Raw genomic sequence first — 16,477 nt, 5'->3', positions numbered from 1 at the left:
ACCCAGAATCTCATCTGCCAGATTACTCCCCAAGTAGCGCAACTAACTGCGCTTTCTGAGCATCACTAACATCCTGCGGGTGGCGATAACCGATGTTCTCAAGCGCGCGGGTATACAGTGCAACCAGCCAGTCGTAGACATACAGCGTATTGCCGCGAGCAGGTTGGTCGCCTAACCGAACCAGCCGTGTTGTGGCGCTGGCCTGGACTTGCGGGGTAAATACCGGGGAGCCTTTATTGACGCGGCTTGCGGGACGTAACGTTGGTTCGATATGTGCGTAACCTAACCAACTGACAAAATCACCCAGCACCGCGCAGGCGCAGGTAATTTCCTGCGCCATGCTGCCATCTCCCTGACGCAACGCCGTGTCGAGTTGCTGAGATAATTTCAGTCGATAACTGGCGACAATCAGCAACTGGCACAGTGCCTGGAGTTGAGTATTGTCGATGCCAGAAAGATGGGCGATTTCCCGACGTGTTGCCAACTGCCGTAAATGATTAATCCACAACACATGCACCGTATTGGCGAAGTTACTGACATCGCTGATTTGAGCAGTATGGCTCTCTTCGTCGGCGAACAGGTCTATATCGAGGCTAAACTCGGCGGGTTGTTGTTTGCGTAATTGCTGATGGTTCAACCAGCATTGTTGCAGTACCTGGCGCTCAGGCAACAGGCTGGCGAGCAGTTCGCCATGAATGGCGGCGCGGGATTGCAGAGTACGCACCAGATCTTCTGCCTGCGAACGTGCGCGCTCCGGCGTCAGGTCTTCGCCTTCGATAAGATGAGCGAACAGATCGTTGATTTGCGTGTTAAGCGCGGTATGTAACATCTCAATACGACGGGTACGTTGCGCGGGGATCAGCGCGTCCGTAAGCCACTCCAGCAAACGGTGCATATTGCGGCTGTCCAGCGCTTGTAGCGTGCCCCAGCGTTTCCCCGGCAGGCCGATAACACGTTGCACACCTTCATCCAGATTAGCTCCGCTAAAACGGGCATCACGCGGTGTAATTGCCCAAATTAAGCCGGGCGTCGTCGCGTGGCTGGCTTGGGTTTTATCCACCCAACGTGCCAGCATTTTACCGGCAGCGTTCACTTCTCGTCGAACGGAGGCGGCATTACACACCACTAATTTATCGGGCTGGAGAGCGTTGCCGTAATTGTCGAGTTGCTCAAGCGGAATATCCACGACTTCGACCTGCGCAAGCTTCGGCGGTTGGTTAAGCGTCAGGGTGATTTCCGCGCAGAGTTGCTGCAAATCATGCTGTGCGAGGCTCACCTGGGTACCAATTTCGTGATTGACCAGCGGGCAGACCAGTACGTCGGCACTGATTTCCTGCATGTCCGGCGTTGCCGGGAACAAAAAACCTTCAACAGGCAGCAAGAAGGTATCGACCAGCAAATTAGCCGGGGCCAAAATCTTGCGGGCGCAGCCCAGATGATTGAGCATGTCGACAAGCTGCTGCCAACGCGCGGTTTGTGTCGCGTTGTCGCCCCAAAGCGGTGCCAGCAACGAAGCCTGGTCAGCGCTGCTCAACCATGGCAGCAGTTCCGCCATTTGCTGCCATAGCGCATTATCCAGATGGTACTGACGGCGCACGGCTTCATGATAAGTCTGGGCGATGTCAGAAAGCTGATGCTGCGTTATCCCTGGTGTCGGTTGTGCCAGGCGTTTGACCTGTAACTCTTTAAGTTTTGCGGCGATAACTTCCGGCTGCGCAAAACGTGCAGATGACGTGGCGTGATACTGGCGAATCATGCGCTGGGCAAGTTCGCAGGCGTTATACAGCGTCAACAGTAAGGGATAGTGTTCTGCAACCGGTAACTCGCGACAGGTAAAACGCACCGCAACGTCAGGAGCGTGGCCGGGGTTGATGTGCGTCAGGTAATCCAGCACTTTCCCGCCGAGCAAAATCTCAATGCGTTCGTGGTTATCGCCCAGCAGCGTGGTAAGCAGGTGATGTTTACCCGCCACCGAGTGACCATACAACCCAATTGTTAGTGGTTGCTCCGCCTGTAGGTCAATCTGATGCTGGCGTTGTTGAATAGCGGCCAATTTTTGCAATAGCCCATCGGCTTCGTTATCCACTAACGGAACCGACAGACGAGTCTGCTGAACCCAATCTTCTAACTGTTGCAGCGTTGAGGTTGTTGAATTCATTTTTGATACACGCTCCCGCTGTCAATCCAGTAATGGCTGGCACCGCTATAGCTTCCAGCCAGCGTATTCAATTTAAAACTTAATTGGTTGAGCGGCACTTTGCTGCCATCCTGCAACCACGCTTCGGCCAGCACAAAGGCGTCAGCTTCACGGGTCTGCTGTAAACGCACATTCAGCACGCCTTCGCCAGCGATGGCTTTTGCCAACTGCGGCGAGTTTATCGCGAGGGTGTACAACGGCGTGGCGGGCCAACGCGCATCATCGAGCTGGCGGAATCCCAGACATGCATTGCCGCGCAGTGGGAAATGCAGGCGCGTATCCAGCGTAGATTTAGGATCGTCGAGATCGATATCGCGATACCAAATGTTTTTTTCAACCAGCGTATTGTTGCCATCCAGCATCCCCAGATAGCGCACCGTGGAGTAAGCCTGAATATCAGACGCTTTAAAGTTAAAGCCAGGCAGACGTAAATCCATTGCCAGGCTGCACAGCATCGCCCCCACGGCCGCCGTGGATTTCGGGTTGCCGATGCGGCCTTGTTGGCTAAACGGATACCATTCATGAGTCTGATAGTTATCCAGCCAGACGATGCGGTTTACCGGCACCGGTTGTTGGTAGCGCAATAGCGCCTGAACGCCGGGCAAACAGCCTGGTCGCCCCGTGACCAACAACACATCGCAGCAGTAGTGGTTGATCACTTCACACAGCGCTTGCAGCGGTGCGGTTAGCGTAAAGTGTCCGGCGAGCAGCGCGTCTTGCAAATCAGCCAAATCAACATGTAGCGGTACGCTGAATAAATCAAACGCGGGCGCGTCGGCAGGCAGCGCATGCTGCACAGCCTGTTGCACATAGTTAATCACGTTATCCGTTGGGCGCTGAGTTAACAGCTCGCCAAAGGTCGCTTCCAGCATGGCGTGGCGGTCATCAGGATCGCTATTTTCCCAACACGACAACACCGCATGGCCGAGGGGGATAAACAGTTGCAACGCGGTTTGCTGGCGCAGCGTGCCACGGGTATCCATGCGCCCGGACTCACCAAACAGCGTGGTCATTAATCCTGTGCTGTCCGCAACACCCGCCTGATGGATTTGCGCCTGTAGCGCGGGGAGCACGCAACGCTGGATAACATCCAGCAGAATGTCGTCACCCGCGACTTTAAAGCCTTCGCGGAACAGTAAGCGCGGGGTGATTTTCACATTGCTGCCGACGCCGTCATCAAGATGATATTGCGTGATGGCCATATCCGTTGTGCCCCCGCCAATATCAATCGAGGCGACACGCAAGGTTTTCCCCGGTAGCTCATCGGCGGCTAATTTGCGGTCAGGACGGGCGAGGCTTTTGAAGAAGTTACCGCTCTGTCCGGCATAGTTAACCAGCGCTTCGTTATACAGCCACACCAGTTGCCCACAGGTCGCTTCGTCCCATTCCATCTGCACATCGGGTACTGGAACCACGCTTTTCTGGAAATCTCGATCGTTGCTAAAACCGTCGTCTGTCGGGTGCCATTCCATTGCTTTCCACACCAGACCAACCGCTTCCTGCATACGCTGGCGGAAGATTTCACGCTCTTGTTTCGGCATCGCAGAAGGCAGTGTGAGGATAAGAGTGCGCAACTGACGTGGTGCATTGATATGGCCCATGCTTTGACGCGAGCCGACGCTGTTGATTTGCATCAGTGCCTGCGCCAGCAGCTCGCACAGCATCAAGGTCATCAACGAACTGCGACTGTATTGCGGCGAAAAAACCGGCAGCCTTTCTTCTAATGGCAGCGAATAAAGCGGTTGCCCGTCGTCATTCATCAAGTTCATCAATGGATAAGCGGTTGCCAGCGGTTCGCGTTGTGTTTTTACCCCCATCTGGCTAAAGCGCCAGTCCTGGTTGGCAGGGGTTTCATCCCACAAGTAGCGGCGAGGGCTGGAAATACCGCTGGCTCCCTCAGTGCCTAAACGGGCGGAAGCCATGCTACGGGCTTCATCACCGACACGCGCAATCGACGGCCAGACAAACGCGTCATCGCGGCCACTTTCAACCGAGAAGTGCTGCTTGCCGAATTTGGCTTCTGAGAACTCGAGGCGGCTGGTGAACATCGCTTCATTAATAGTTTGCGGTTCGCTCAGCGAGCGAATTTGCAGCTCGGCGGTCTGGCGCAGGCCGTCATTCGCTTCACCATGATCTTCGATTAATACGCCGCAGGTGTGGGTGTTGCCCACGTCCAAAACTAAATCAACGGGGATGGCGGGGGATTGCAATGTCGCCGTGACTATTTTGACCTCTGGCACCGCAAGCTGTGCGCCGAGCATCTCGATGATATTGAGATAGTGCGCCTGATACTCAAAGGTTTTCAGTGCGTTACTGATTTCACGCTCGCTGCGTGTTTCATGGCGTGAAGCGAACTGCGTGAACACTTCGCGCAGCCAGCCATCAACCCAGGTCTGGTCGATAAAATCGTTAATTTCTTCGTTTTGCCAGGCCAGCGCAAAGCGAGCACCGTTACGCACATCGCTTTGTGTCGGCGCCAGATGTGCGGCAGGGTTGTCGTCGGCAAGAATTTTGGTATCCAGCGCCAGAGTAATGCGCACGGTGTTGCCTGCGGAATCGGGCGTTTCAAGACAACGAATTTGCACTCGCGCCCAGTTATCCGGGCCGCCCACAAAAGTACGCGGTGGGTTAAAGCGCAGGAAAGGCAGCGGAAGCCAGGTTTTATCCAGCAGTTTCAGCGAATGGCCGAGTGTAATGGTGCTTTCAGGTTTGACGACTTCGGGCGCCGCACCCAGGCTGCCAGGCAGGGTAAATTTGCCAGGCACCACGTCGTAATCAAGACGAAGCAGCGGGCCATTCGCCGTTTTACGCACAAAGCGACCGGTGTGCGGCGCGTTTGGTTGTGGGGCAAGGCCGAAATCCAGAAACTGAATGCCGCTGTCTTTTATGAGCGTCACGCTCGGTTTATAGGGATACAGGGTGGCAAACATGGATTAATCACTCACTTTTTTAAACGTCACAGGAACCACGGTGTCGCCCTCGTAGCGCCCGGTGCACTCCGCCACATCGCTGACACCCGCATTGCAGGAAATTTCAGGCAGCGGGTAACGCGAACCATCGCTACAGCGCGCATTGCCACGGGTTTTGATCATCAGCGTGCCGGATTGCATCAATCCCGAAAACACCTCCGCTTTGCACACAATGCTGTCGCCATGCACCAGGCGCACAGTGCCTTTGTTATTGGCAATTTGATAACGCAGCGTTGGCGGCTTGCCGGTGATGGAGTCTTTAACGTTGATGACCACACGCCAGGTGCCGTTAAGGAATTTGGTAGAGCCGAGTTTCAGTGCATCAGCAGGTAAAATCATCGCGCCTTTAGGGATGTCGACAGGCGGCGTGGTGACAACCGCGACGGGTTCTGGCTGCGATACCGGTGTTTCTACTACCGCTGCATGGCTAACGGGCAGGGTCGAAACCTGGCTTACGGGTTCCGCCTGGATAACAGCAGGAGCGATCGGCTGTGGTTTAACGTCGGCTGCAACCTGAGCTAAAGGTTCTGCGTGCGATGCCGATACCCGGTAATAAGTGAGTGGGGCGGCGATGCAGGCAACAATCATGGCGGCGACGGGCAGCAGCCAACGCCTGGATTTTTTAACTGGCAGCACGTGAGGCACGATTTCAGGAGCGGGCTCTTGCACCTGCGGCGTTTCATTTGCCGGTGCTGCAACAACCGGTGGCGCAACGCTATAGAGCGGCTCATCCGGTTCGCTGAGTATGATGACCGGTGGTGCGGCGGGTGGCGGTTCTGCCAGGAACTCGATAACCGGTTCATGCTCTTCATTGATACGCAAACAATCCAGCGCATCAGTACGGGCGCCGCTATTGAGGTTCACAAAACCCCAAAACGTGAGCACCGGTTTGCCGTCAACAAGATACACATGCTGACTGCCAGGGAACTGCAACGCATTGGCGAGTAACGAACCAAACAGTTGGATAGCGGTTTTTTCAGCCTGCTGGCAGCGCTGAATTAACGACGCGACGTTGGTCTGGGCGTTATCAAGATAGCGCAGGGCTTTTTTGCGTTGTTCATCGCTGGCCGCCGCCCAACTGATGACGGTGCCTTCGAAAGGCGCATACCAGTCGACTCTGTCACCCTCATCATTTGGCTGAGGTATCGCCAGACTGTCGACCACAGCCTGCTGTTTGCGTAAGCGTAACGTTTCGCGAATTTGTAGTGCTGAGTCGAACACCGTCTGCCCGTTTTCGCCAAGCGAAAGGAAGTCATCAAGGCATCCGCTGCGCAATAATGTTTTTGCCACGTCATCAATCCTGCTGTTTTCAGCTCAACTTGAGCCATCTTCACGCTTGCCACTTTACTGAGATTTTGCGTAACTAAACGGCGGAAGAGACGGGTGTTTTTTCTAATTATCGGGCGATTGAAGACGGTGGTTTCTGTCCCATATAATATTTAAATAAGAATTGATCACTCTGACATTTGATCGAAGTGATTATCGTTGATAATGACTTTATTGGTTTTTTCAGTATAACAAATCGTATTATCAGGCAAGTTTTTATTAACGTAAGACATCGCGCCAATAACCACATTGTGTCCAATAGTGATTTCATTACCAATAATGCAGCAATGAGCGCCTATATCAACATTATTCCCAATGACAATATTTCGTACCCCCTCATCGGTTTTAATGCCAATGGTGGTGTTTTGCCTTATTCTGACGTTTTTACCGATATGGCACCACGGGTTAATCACGATGCCCGAGAGGTGGGGAAGCCGAACGCCTTCGCCGATCTGCGCCCCTAACATGATCTCAATATTATATTTCCTGATTAAACCGTAGTTCATTTTACGTGCACGCGCTTTACAGTAGTGGCTATCAGTAGAGTAGAGAAAACTGGCTATCCGCCACCAAAAAATAAATCGATGCTGTGGTTGTTTAATACATCGAAATATAACGCGTCGCCACGAAAATGCCTTTTTATTCTTTAAAATATCAGCAGCAAGATAATGTTTTAATTGTTGGTATTTTGTAAACTGCTCCTGCATGTTTAATTCCTCCGTGGAAATGATTATCTGGTCATCTTAACACAAGGAGTAAGGTGAGGACGAAAGGCTAAAAGGTGGTGCATTGCTGTATTTGCACAGGATGATTCTGGGGTTGTTGCGTCATGGTGAATGTGGATGGCGAGATATCGTGCTGTAGATGGCGTCAGATTACACAAATCTCACTGATATTGAATACCTGATAGCCGATTGTTATTTGTCAGTGGTGATAAGCTATGGTGTTATTGATGTTTCATTTGGCAAGTACAAACAAAAGGCAAAAATATGTCGACAGGGAAAACACTTCTCGCGCTGTTGCTCAGTAGTCTATTACCCGCAACAACCGCCTTCGCTGCCGCGAATAACACGTTAGTTTACTGCTCAGAAGCCTCTCCGGAATCCTTTAACCCGCAAATCGCCAGTTCAGGCCCCACGTTTGTTGCCAGCTCGCAAACGTTGTACAACCGCCTGGTAGAATTCCGCCCGAGCGATAACGTGCCGGTGCCATCGTTGGCAACGGCCTGGGACATCAGTAAGGATGGCAAAACCTATACATTTACCCTGCGTAAGGGTTTGAAATTCAACAGTAATAAAGCGTTTAAGCCGACGCGCGACTTTAACGCAGACGACGTTGTTTTCTCGGTGATGCGCCAGAAAGACCCTAAAAACCCGTACCACAATGTCTCAAAAGCCAATTACGAATACTTCAATGATGTGGGCTTCGATAAGCTCATCACTGAGGTGAAGAAAATCGATGACAATCACGTCCAGTTCACGCTGAGCGAACCTAATGCGGCATTCCTTGCCGACTGGGGCATGGATTTTGCCTCGATTCTGTCGGCGGAATATGCCGACGCAATGCTAAAAGCGGGGACGCCTGAGAAGGTGGATACCGCACCTATCGGCACCGGCCCGTATGCGTTGCAGGAATACAAAGTCGATTCGTTGATTCGCTACGTGGCGAACCCGAATTACTGGAATGGCGAAGTGCCAACCAAACATCTGATCTTCTCCATCACGCCAAATGTGCAGACCCGTATGGCGAAATTGCAGAAGAACGAATGCCAGATTATCCCGGCTCCGGCGCCGGTCCAGTTTGAAGCCATCAAAGCCAACAAAGACCTCCAGCTGCATACCGTCGACGGCCTGAACGTCGGTTACCTGGCGTTTAACACCACGAAAAAACCGTTTGATAACGTGCTGGTGCGCCAGGCGCTGAATTACGCCGTTGATAAACAGGCAATTATTAATGCGGTGTTTATGGGCTCCGGCACCGTGGCGAAATCTCCTATTCCGCCAGCAATGCTAGGTTTTAATAAAGATTTGAGCGATCGCAGCTACGATCCTGAGAAAGCCAAAGCGTTGTTGAAACAAGCTGGTTTTGAGAAGGGATTCGAAACCGATTTATGGTCAATGCCGGTGCAACGTCCTTATAACCCGAACTCACGCCGCATCGCTGAGATGATTCAGAATGACTGGGCGAAAGTCGGTGTGAACGCGAAAATCGTCACCTTCGAGTGGGGCGAGTATCTCTCCGGCATGCGTAAAGGCGAACACTCCTCCGCACTGTTTGGCTGGATGAGCGATAACGGTGACCCGGATAACTTCGCGGATACACTGCTCGGTTGCGGCAGTATAGAAAGCGGTTCGAACGCCGCGCGCTGGTGCGATAAACAGTACGATGCGCTGACGCAGAAAGCGAAATTGACCAGCGACCCAGCGGTTCGCGCCAAACTATACGAGCAGGCACAAGAGGTGTTTTATGAGCAAGCACCGTGGATCCCACTGGCGAACGGTAAAACCTTCTACGCGACCCGCAGCAATGTAACGGGTTACACGGTAAGTACCAACGGTAGCGATTTCTCGAAAGCGAAATTGAATTAGTGCAGTAAGATTTTGTAGGGTGGATAGGCGATAGTGCCATCCACCATAGACTCGAACTTGTCGGGTGGCGCTACGCTTACCCGACCTGCGTTCCCATATCAAAGGAGTGATAAATGGAAACTTTTTTCTCTGAAACGGCACACAGCCGTGTCCGTTGGCTGGATTTGCCCGGAACCGGAGCGCCCTTAGTTTTTGTGCATGGAATTGGTTGCGCCTCTTCCTATGAGTATCCACGCGTCGTCACGGATAAAAATTTTGCCGACAGAAGGGCGATTCTTATTGACCTACTGGGTTTCGGATACAGTGAAAAACCTAAAGATTTTGGCTATTCGATTAAAGAGCAGGCGCAAGTGGTGGCAGAGCTCATCGCTCATTTGAATCTGGAAAAATATTTCCTCTATGGTCACAGCATGGGCGGCAGTATTTGCATTGAGGCTTCACAATTTCTGGGTGAGGGTTTATGCGGTTTGATTGTCTCGGAGCCTAATTTCCACCCAGGCGGCGGGTTCTTCAGTAGACAAATTTGCAGCTTTAGCGAGGCGGATTACCTCTCAACAACTCACCACGCTATGGTTAACGCAGAAAGCGGGCCATGGGCGGGCAGTTTAGCCATCGCCGCGCCCTGGGCAGTATGGCGAGGGGCTGATAGTCTGATAAAAGGGAATAATTGGTTGGATATTTTTGCCCGATTGGGCAGACCAAAAGCGCTTGTATTTGGTGAACAATCCTTACCCAATACTGATTTCACGCAAGTTCAAAACCTGGGCATCCAAACCACGGTGTTACCAGACTGCGGGCATTCCATGTCGTGGGAAAACCCTTCAGCATTAGCACATGCTTTAGATTCCTTTTGTAAAAAGCATGAAGAGAAAGTTTGATTCCTGGCCTGAAAACGATAGGGTAGCGATACGAAAAGTAAGGAGGAAATTATGGCGCATCTTGAAGACGTTACCGCTCGCGTAGACGCGGCGATTACCGAAAATGTCATTGAGCATATGAATCAGTTGCTGATTGTATTGAGCGACGATGCCGAACTGAGTCGCGAAGATCGTTTCACCCAGCAGCAACGTTTGCGCATCGCTATCGCGCAAAAAGGTCATCATCACAAAGCGGAAGCCGAGCAACGCCGTGATGATTTAACCAAAGGCGGCACAATCATTTAAGCAATAATGTCGGGCGGTTCCGCCCGGCACCGTAATAACATTATCAAGTCAAAACGGGCTGGTATTACGCGCCTTGACCCATTCTTCGCTAACAGGATGCACAAAGTGCAGCTCACTGGCGTGCAGCATCAACCGTGGAGTTTGTTCGGTTCCCGGCAACAAACGACCGCCATACAGATCGCAGCCCAAAATAGGGTGGCCCAACTGCTGACAGTGGATGCGGAGTTGATGAGTACGTCCGGTTTCCGGAGTGAGCTGTACCCGCGTCAATGGCAGTAACGTCCCATCTTCCAACTCGTGATAAAAGCGCTCAACGACCTGATAGCCGGAGCGAGCGGGCTTACCGTTGATTGCGCAAATCGACATCAGCGGGAACAGCGCCGGGTCTTTGGCAATCGCTGCATCTATCACCCCTTCGTTGTCGTCAAGATGTCCGCAGAGCAGTGCGCTGTACACTTTAGTCACTGCGCGCTGGCTGAACTGTTGGCAAAGGGCTGCATTGATCGCTTTATTACGGGCAATCACCATCAGCCCGGAAGTGCCAAAATCAAGCCGGTGGACCAGGGTGCAGCCGGGGAATATCTGCACCAGCCGATGATGCACCGAATCCAGGTTTTGCGGGTTTTTCCCCGAGAGGCTGAGCAACCCGGCGGGTTTATTAATAAGCACCAGGTGATCGTCCTGATAAAGAATCTCGATCAGGTCTCGGCACGGTGGGGCGATAAAGGTATCGATAATCGAAGACATCAGGCAACCCGGATTCAGAATGGGAGCGGATGATAACGAATTTTAGGCCGACTGACGAATATGACCGACTACACTTCGGATACAACGTCGGTTTAAGAGATGCTTATGAAATGTCGATTTTCCATTGCGAAGTGCTCATTTAACATGGCGTTGTTTTGCCTCGTTCTCCTGGTTTTAAAGCCGAAGGAAGTACAGGCGGTCTGCGATAATGCTTTTCCTGCCAGCGGCCAACAGACTCTATGTAGCGCCGACCCGATTCCAGTCACTCAACCCATTGCTGCACAAACCAACAGTTCTCAGGTTTCCGTTACGATTAATCCTAACGCTATGCTGAATATTAGCGGGAATAACGGCGTTATTATCTATACCGACAGTTCGATACAAAACCTCGGCAGCATTACTATTTCCGGTGATACCTTCGATGCTCTTTCATCCCGAGGTGATGGTAATCAACAAATAAATGCAGGCTTCATTTCCACCTCTGGAGAGCAGTCTGAAGCATTATTTTCGGAGGGTAATGATAACCAACTGTTGAATAGCGGAACCGGCATCATTAATACCAGCGGAATTAACTCATCGGGAATGGCAAACATCTCGGGAAATATTGCCAGCAATAACACGCTGATAAATGATGGGGCGATCACTACTCTTGGTAATGGGGCTGATGGAATTTATGTGCAAAGTGGCGGGAACTCGTTGACCAATAACGGCAGTATTACCACCTCCGGTGTTATCGCGCATGGCCTTGAAAGCAATGGCGGCAATAATACGATTATTAATAACGGCTCGATCACTACCAGTGGAGTGGGCGCTAACGGAATCAATAATGTTGGGGCTGTAACTGTGGGTTCTGCAACCAATAATGGCAGTATTACCACGGCGTCCACTAACGCGAACGGCGCTTATTTTGGCAGCCCTGGCGTGTTCACCAATTCGTTAACGGGAACCATTAATGCGACAGGTGCTTACGGTGCGTACCTCTCGGCAGGCGGCACTGTTAATAACCAGGGCATTATTGTGGCGGGTAGAAGCGCTATTACTAACGATGTTGGCCCGATGACCGTCAATAATAGCGGCAGCTTAACGTCCGGCAGCGGTGATTACGGTATCTGGTTTGACAACACCTCACCGGGCGATGTGGTCAACAACAGCGGCAATATTAACGGTGGTAACGGTATTGCCGTTCAATTTACCGCAGGTAACGACCAGTTTATCTGGCACGATAGCGGCGTGATTCAAGGTTCTGTACAGTTGAATGCCGGAAATGACAGCACCATCTTGCGTAACTTGAACGCGGCGTCCTTGGGTAATAATGGGTTAATTGACGGCGGAGCAGGTGACGACAGTCTGCAACTCGACAACACTACGGCCAGTAATCCGGGTCGCTTAATCAATTTTGAAACGGTCAATTTAAGTAACAGTTCTGCGCTAACTCTCGACACGCCGTTGGTTTTGGGTGATAGCACCACAGGAAGCGGCACGCTGACCATTGATGCCAGCAGTCATTTGCTGGCAGGCGAGCAAAACGATGCACAAATCAGCCCGGCTATCGCGGGGAACCGCATCACCGTCATTAACAACGGGGTGATTGATTTGACCAATGGGGGGACTTCAACCGGCAATCACCTGACGATCAACGGCGATTACATTGGGCAAAACGGCGTGATTCGCCTGCAAACCGTGCTGGGTGATGACGAGTCAGCATCAGATAAAGTCACGATTTCCGGCGGCGAGGCTAGCGGTAACACGCAATTACAGATAACCAATGTCAACGGGTCTGGTGCGGCGACACTTGCCAACGGTATTTTGCTGATTGATACGCAAAACGGGGCAACGACATCCGTCAACGCTTTTACACTTTCTGGCGGGCAAATCTCGGCGGGGGCATATGAATATCGGCTGTTTCGCGGCGGTATTGCAACAGGCAGCGAAAATAACTGGTTCCTGCGCAACTCCTTGATCGTTTTGCCACCGACAGGCCCTGAAAATCCTGGCGAACCGCCTGTTACCCCCGGAGCACCCGTTACACCTGTACCGCCTACTACACCTGTACCGCCTACTACACCTGAAAACCCAGCTGTGCCGGTAGTTCCTCCTGGTGCGCCGCAATCTCCCGCATCGCCTTCTGCGCCCACGGTAACGCCAAAAATCATTCCGCTGTATCGCGAGGAAGTGCCTCTGTACGCCGCGCTCACGCCGTTGGCGTTTAACCTGGGTCTGGCACAAATAGCCACCTTTCATGAGCGGCAGGGCGAGCAGTCATTTTTATCCAACCACGGGAATGTCAGCGGGAGCTGGGGGCGGGTTTTAGGGCAGCACACGAACCAACACTGGGGCGGCGATGTTTCCCCATCTTTTGACGGGAATATCGGTGGCGTGCAGCTCGGACAAGATTTTTTTATAAGCGACGATAACCACGCAGGGCTATTTTTTGGCTATTCGCGAATTGAAGGGGATGTGCGTGGCTTTTCGGAAGGAGAGGAAAATCGCTCTGCGGGTTCCACGACGCTTAATGGTTATAGTGTGGGGGCGTACTGGACGCACATCTGGCGCAACCAGGCCTATCTCGATACCGTACTCATGCACACCTGGCTTAACGGTTCGCAGAAATCAGAGCGCAACATCAATGCGGATATTGGCGGAAAGCTTCGCTCGGCCTCGCTTGAAAGCGGCTATCCAATGTGGCTGACGGAGAATTTATCCCTGGAACCCCAGGCGCAATTTATTGTGCAAAACCTGTCGCTTGATGATAACCACGATGCCATTTCCTCAATCCATTACGACAATGAAACCACTTACACCGGACGCGTGGGACTACGGTTACAAGGCCATTATGGGGAGCCTCCGCAGCAAATTAAGCCGTGGATCAATGTCAATTACTGGCAAGGCGCGAATCACACCGCTGCACTGTATTTGGGCGATGATGCGATTTCCACAACCATCGGAAGCAAATCGCTTCAGGTAGGGGCGGGAATATCCGCGCAGTTAAACCCAGTCAGTTCACTTTATGTGGCGGTAAACCAAACCAGCAGTCTGGATAGTGAGCATCGAAGGGATTATTCGGGGAATATTGGTCTTCGCATTGGCTGGTAAATATAGCCCTTACATCATAATAATTAAATAACCCCAGGTAGCGTACTTAAACAGTGGGAGCGGATGATAACGAATTTTAGGCCGACTGACGAATAGCGCTACACTCTAAGATTGAAATAAAAACCAACACGCTAATTCTAAAGGGATATTGTATGTCTACTCGGGAATTATCCAAAATGGGCATAGCCACAGTGGCGCTTAATATTGATGACGAGGGTCATCGGGTTATCGACAAATTTCCTGTCGGCGACGTTGAGTTCGCTTTTTATCAACACACTGCTGATGAGCTTAATCAGGAAGGGATCGCCACTCCACGGCTGATATCTGCCGATCCGACCCTGCGCAAGTTAAGACTGGAGTATATCCCCAATCCGGTTGATCAGAATGCTGTGGCAGGAGACGCCATATTGGCGATGCTGGGGCGCTTACATCATTATCCTGCAAATTTTGAATGGCGTTACCATCCTCATTCATGGGCAGAGTCAGCGCTTGAAAAATCGCTCATTCTTTTGGCATTACCGGACAAAACCGCGCAACAGTTACGACGCTTTCAACGCTGTAGTCATGTCCTGTTTTATAACCAATGTCTGGTTTCTGGCGATAGCAATGCTGGCAACTGGGGAAAAAGAGATAACGGCGATTTAGTGCTTTTCGACTGGGAAAGGTTCGGAACCGGGAGCCCAGCGATTGACCTGGCCCCACTCGTAAAGGGAATGGGAAGTAAGGAAACATTTATCGACCTTGCAGAACGCTATTGTCGAATCTCTTGTCACTACAAGCTCAATGATTTAGCGAGAGAAATCGCCATTGCCAAAGCATGGATTGTTACTGAGGTGATTACGCTGCTTGATGAGCGACAAAAAGCGGCCTTTCCGATATATCTCAACTGGTACAGGGAAAATCTTCCTGAATGGTTAGATAACACCGTAAAAATGCTTTGAATTGACTCCATCAAAGTTGCACAGGTGTTCGGGAGACAGGTGAGTACCAAAAGCAAGCAGGCTTCGCTTTTGGATACTGAGGCGGTCTAAATCGACGTTAAAAGCATGACAGTTAGAATGTCAGATTTTCGCTTTGAACTTAACTTAATACTATTTCAGGCGTTTACTGAAAACGATCCAATAATTTGTGAACGCCGATCAACTAAAATACACATGCAGATGTGTACAAGAATTAAATCAGGCCGGATATATTCTCTAATCATGTGCAAAAGCGGTTATTCAAAACGTAATAGGGTGTTCATCAAAGGAAAACGGAAAAGAAAAAGAATTCGTACGAAAAGAACGGACCGGGCGATATACACCCAGCCTAATGAATCAGTTTGATAGAGCGAATTCAATCGCTCGACGGACAGTAACAATCTGCGCCCGGATACATTCCTCAGGAGAGGTTGCTGCGCTGTCGGGATAAACTTCTGTTGTCGTCGTAAAGGGTGCGTCAGTCATCGTCGCGCATAAATGGTATGCGTTATTGTCATATTCAACGACACCGTGGCTCGCCACCGGGTAACCAAACATATAGCCTTCATCATCTGATGGTGCAATATGTGTCACTTCTTCAACAGCGGAAATGATTGCACGCTGGAAGTCCAGTCTTGAGTTCTGCTCGTCACTGACCAGGTAAAAGCCATCAGGGATAGTCCCTGGTACAAACTCAATCCCGTCTCGGGCGGCCAGAGCAGGGCGGTACTCATTTTCGTCCGAATCCGTCGTTTCATGTAAATCGACGTGCACGATAAACCGAGCTTTCAGTGATGAGATGTACGCCATCAATGCCAGGGATTCTTCCGCTTTCCCTTCTGGGTAAAATTGCCTGTTAGGGTCGACAGCATTGTAGTTCCACCGCGCAATACGCTCATATGCCCAGGGGCTGACACAAGGGGCAACCAGCAGATTGACTTTACCCGCATACTCATTCTGACATTCTGATAAAAAGCCCAGTGCTCCCATAACACCGCTGGTCTCGTAACCGTGAACACCACCGCTAATGAGTGCGACAGGCAGATTATCGTCCCAGTTTTGTGATTTAACCGCCATCAATGGGTAAATATCTTCGTCGTAACGCAATTCACCATACTGAACGATCTCATAGCGGTGTTTAAGCTTATGGAGCACGTCTAAGACATCGTTCTTATAGAATCTGTAACGCGTCTGACTCTGTCGCCACTGTTGCTTTTCAAGTTCGCTCCAGGGTTGCCCTGGTGTACCTATTGGATAAAACGGATTCGTTGTCATATTTCACTCAAAGGAATAAAAAATTAATTTCAGGGGCGCAAGCGCCCTGGTCCCCAGATAGACAATATTATACTAAGTTCAACTTCCCCCTTCAAAAATCCGATGATTTCAAATCTAACACATATGATTTATCATATGTGTATTCCAGGTGCATCGGAGA

Annotated in this window: 11 protein-coding genes; 5 read left to right on the top strand and 6 right to left on the bottom strand. The window is 51.2% G+C overall.

Features of this window, described 5'->3' with window-relative positions; genetic code table 11:
• Positions 1-22: 22 nt before the first annotated feature.
• From RHD99_RS12165 to RHD99_RS12150, 4 genes are all read right to left on the bottom strand, one after another.
• Complete coding sequence (locus RHD99_RS12165; protein WP_309874100.1) at positions 23-2,158, bottom strand: virulence factor SrfC family protein; 2,136 nt, start codon at positions 2,156-2,158, stop codon at positions 23-25.
• Positions 2,155-5,127: a virulence factor SrfB gene (locus tag RHD99_RS12160; RefSeq protein ID WP_309874099.1), complete on the bottom strand. Its 2,973-nt coding sequence runs from the start codon at positions 5,125-5,127 to the stop codon at positions 2,155-2,157. The genes RHD99_RS12165 and RHD99_RS12160 overlap by 4 nt, the downstream gene beginning before the upstream one ends.
• A 3-nt stretch (positions 5,128-5,130) precedes the next feature.
• On the bottom strand, positions 5,131-6,456 hold the full coding sequence (locus tag RHD99_RS12155) for an SrfA family protein (protein WP_309874097.1): 1,326 nt from the start codon (positions 6,454-6,456) through the stop codon (positions 5,131-5,133).
• Between the two features lie 164 nt (positions 6,457-6,620).
• A complete protein-coding gene (locus RHD99_RS12150) occupies positions 6,621-7,199 on the bottom strand; it encodes a serine acetyltransferase (protein WP_309874095.1) in 579 nt (192 codons plus the stop codon).
• Between the two features lie 282 nt (positions 7,200-7,481).
• On the opposite strand from RHD99_RS12150, the gene RHD99_RS12145 reads away from it, so the two are divergent.
• The 3 genes from RHD99_RS12145 (at position 7,482) to RHD99_RS12135 (ending at position 10,243) form a co-directional block, all read left to right on the top strand.
• Complete coding sequence (locus RHD99_RS12145) at positions 7,482-9,080, top strand: ABC transporter substrate-binding protein (protein WP_309874094.1); 1,599 nt, start codon at positions 7,482-7,484, stop codon at positions 9,078-9,080.
• Between the two features lie 113 nt (positions 9,081-9,193).
• The gene (locus RHD99_RS12140) at positions 9,194-9,958 is read left to right on the top strand and encodes an alpha/beta fold hydrolase (protein WP_309874091.1); all 765 of its coding nucleotides are present in this window, start codon (positions 9,194-9,196) and stop codon (positions 9,956-9,958) included.
• A gap of 51 nt (positions 9,959-10,009) precedes the next feature.
• Positions 10,010-10,243, top strand: a complete 234-nt coding sequence (locus RHD99_RS12135; RefSeq protein WP_309874089.1) for a DUF2526 family protein — start codon at positions 10,010-10,012, stop codon at positions 10,241-10,243.
• 48 nt (positions 10,244-10,291) lie between these two features.
• Here the strand turns inward: RHD99_RS12135 and RHD99_RS12130 are convergent, their stop codons facing one another.
• The gene (locus tag RHD99_RS12130) at positions 10,292-10,990 is read right to left on the bottom strand and encodes an RluA family pseudouridine synthase (RefSeq protein WP_309874087.1); all 699 of its coding nucleotides are present in this window, start codon (positions 10,988-10,990) and stop codon (positions 10,292-10,294) included.
• Positions 10,991-11,095: 105 nt separating this feature from the next.
• Here RHD99_RS12130 and RHD99_RS12125 point away from each other — a divergent pair, with 105 nt between their 5' ends.
• Both RHD99_RS12125 and RHD99_RS12120 read left to right on the top strand, forming a co-directional pair.
• Complete coding sequence (locus tag RHD99_RS12125) at positions 11,096-14,083, top strand: autotransporter family protein (protein ID WP_309874085.1); 2,988 nt, start codon at positions 11,096-11,098, stop codon at positions 14,081-14,083.
• A gap of 152 nt (positions 14,084-14,235) precedes the next feature.
• Positions 14,236-15,024, top strand: coding sequence for a phosphotransferase family protein (locus RHD99_RS12120; protein ID WP_309874084.1), 789 nt, complete (start codon positions 14,236-14,238; stop codon positions 15,022-15,024).
• 375 nt (positions 15,025-15,399) lie between these two features.
• On the opposite strand, the gene RHD99_RS12115 is transcribed toward RHD99_RS12120, so the two are convergent.
• Positions 15,400-16,317 carry a M14 family metallopeptidase gene (locus RHD99_RS12115; protein ID WP_309874083.1) on the bottom strand — a complete coding sequence of 306 codons (918 nt, stop codon included), beginning with the start codon at positions 16,315-16,317 and terminating at the stop codon, positions 15,400-15,402.
• Positions 16,318-16,477: the final 160 nt, after the last annotated feature.

The organism is Buttiauxella selenatireducens (genome assembly GCF_031432975.1).
Taxonomy (GTDB): domain Bacteria; phylum Pseudomonadota; class Gammaproteobacteria; order Enterobacterales; family Enterobacteriaceae; genus Buttiauxella; species Buttiauxella selenatireducens.
The sequence above is the reverse complement of the archived record's forward strand: the minus strand, read 5'-3'. Positions and strand labels throughout refer to the sequence as shown.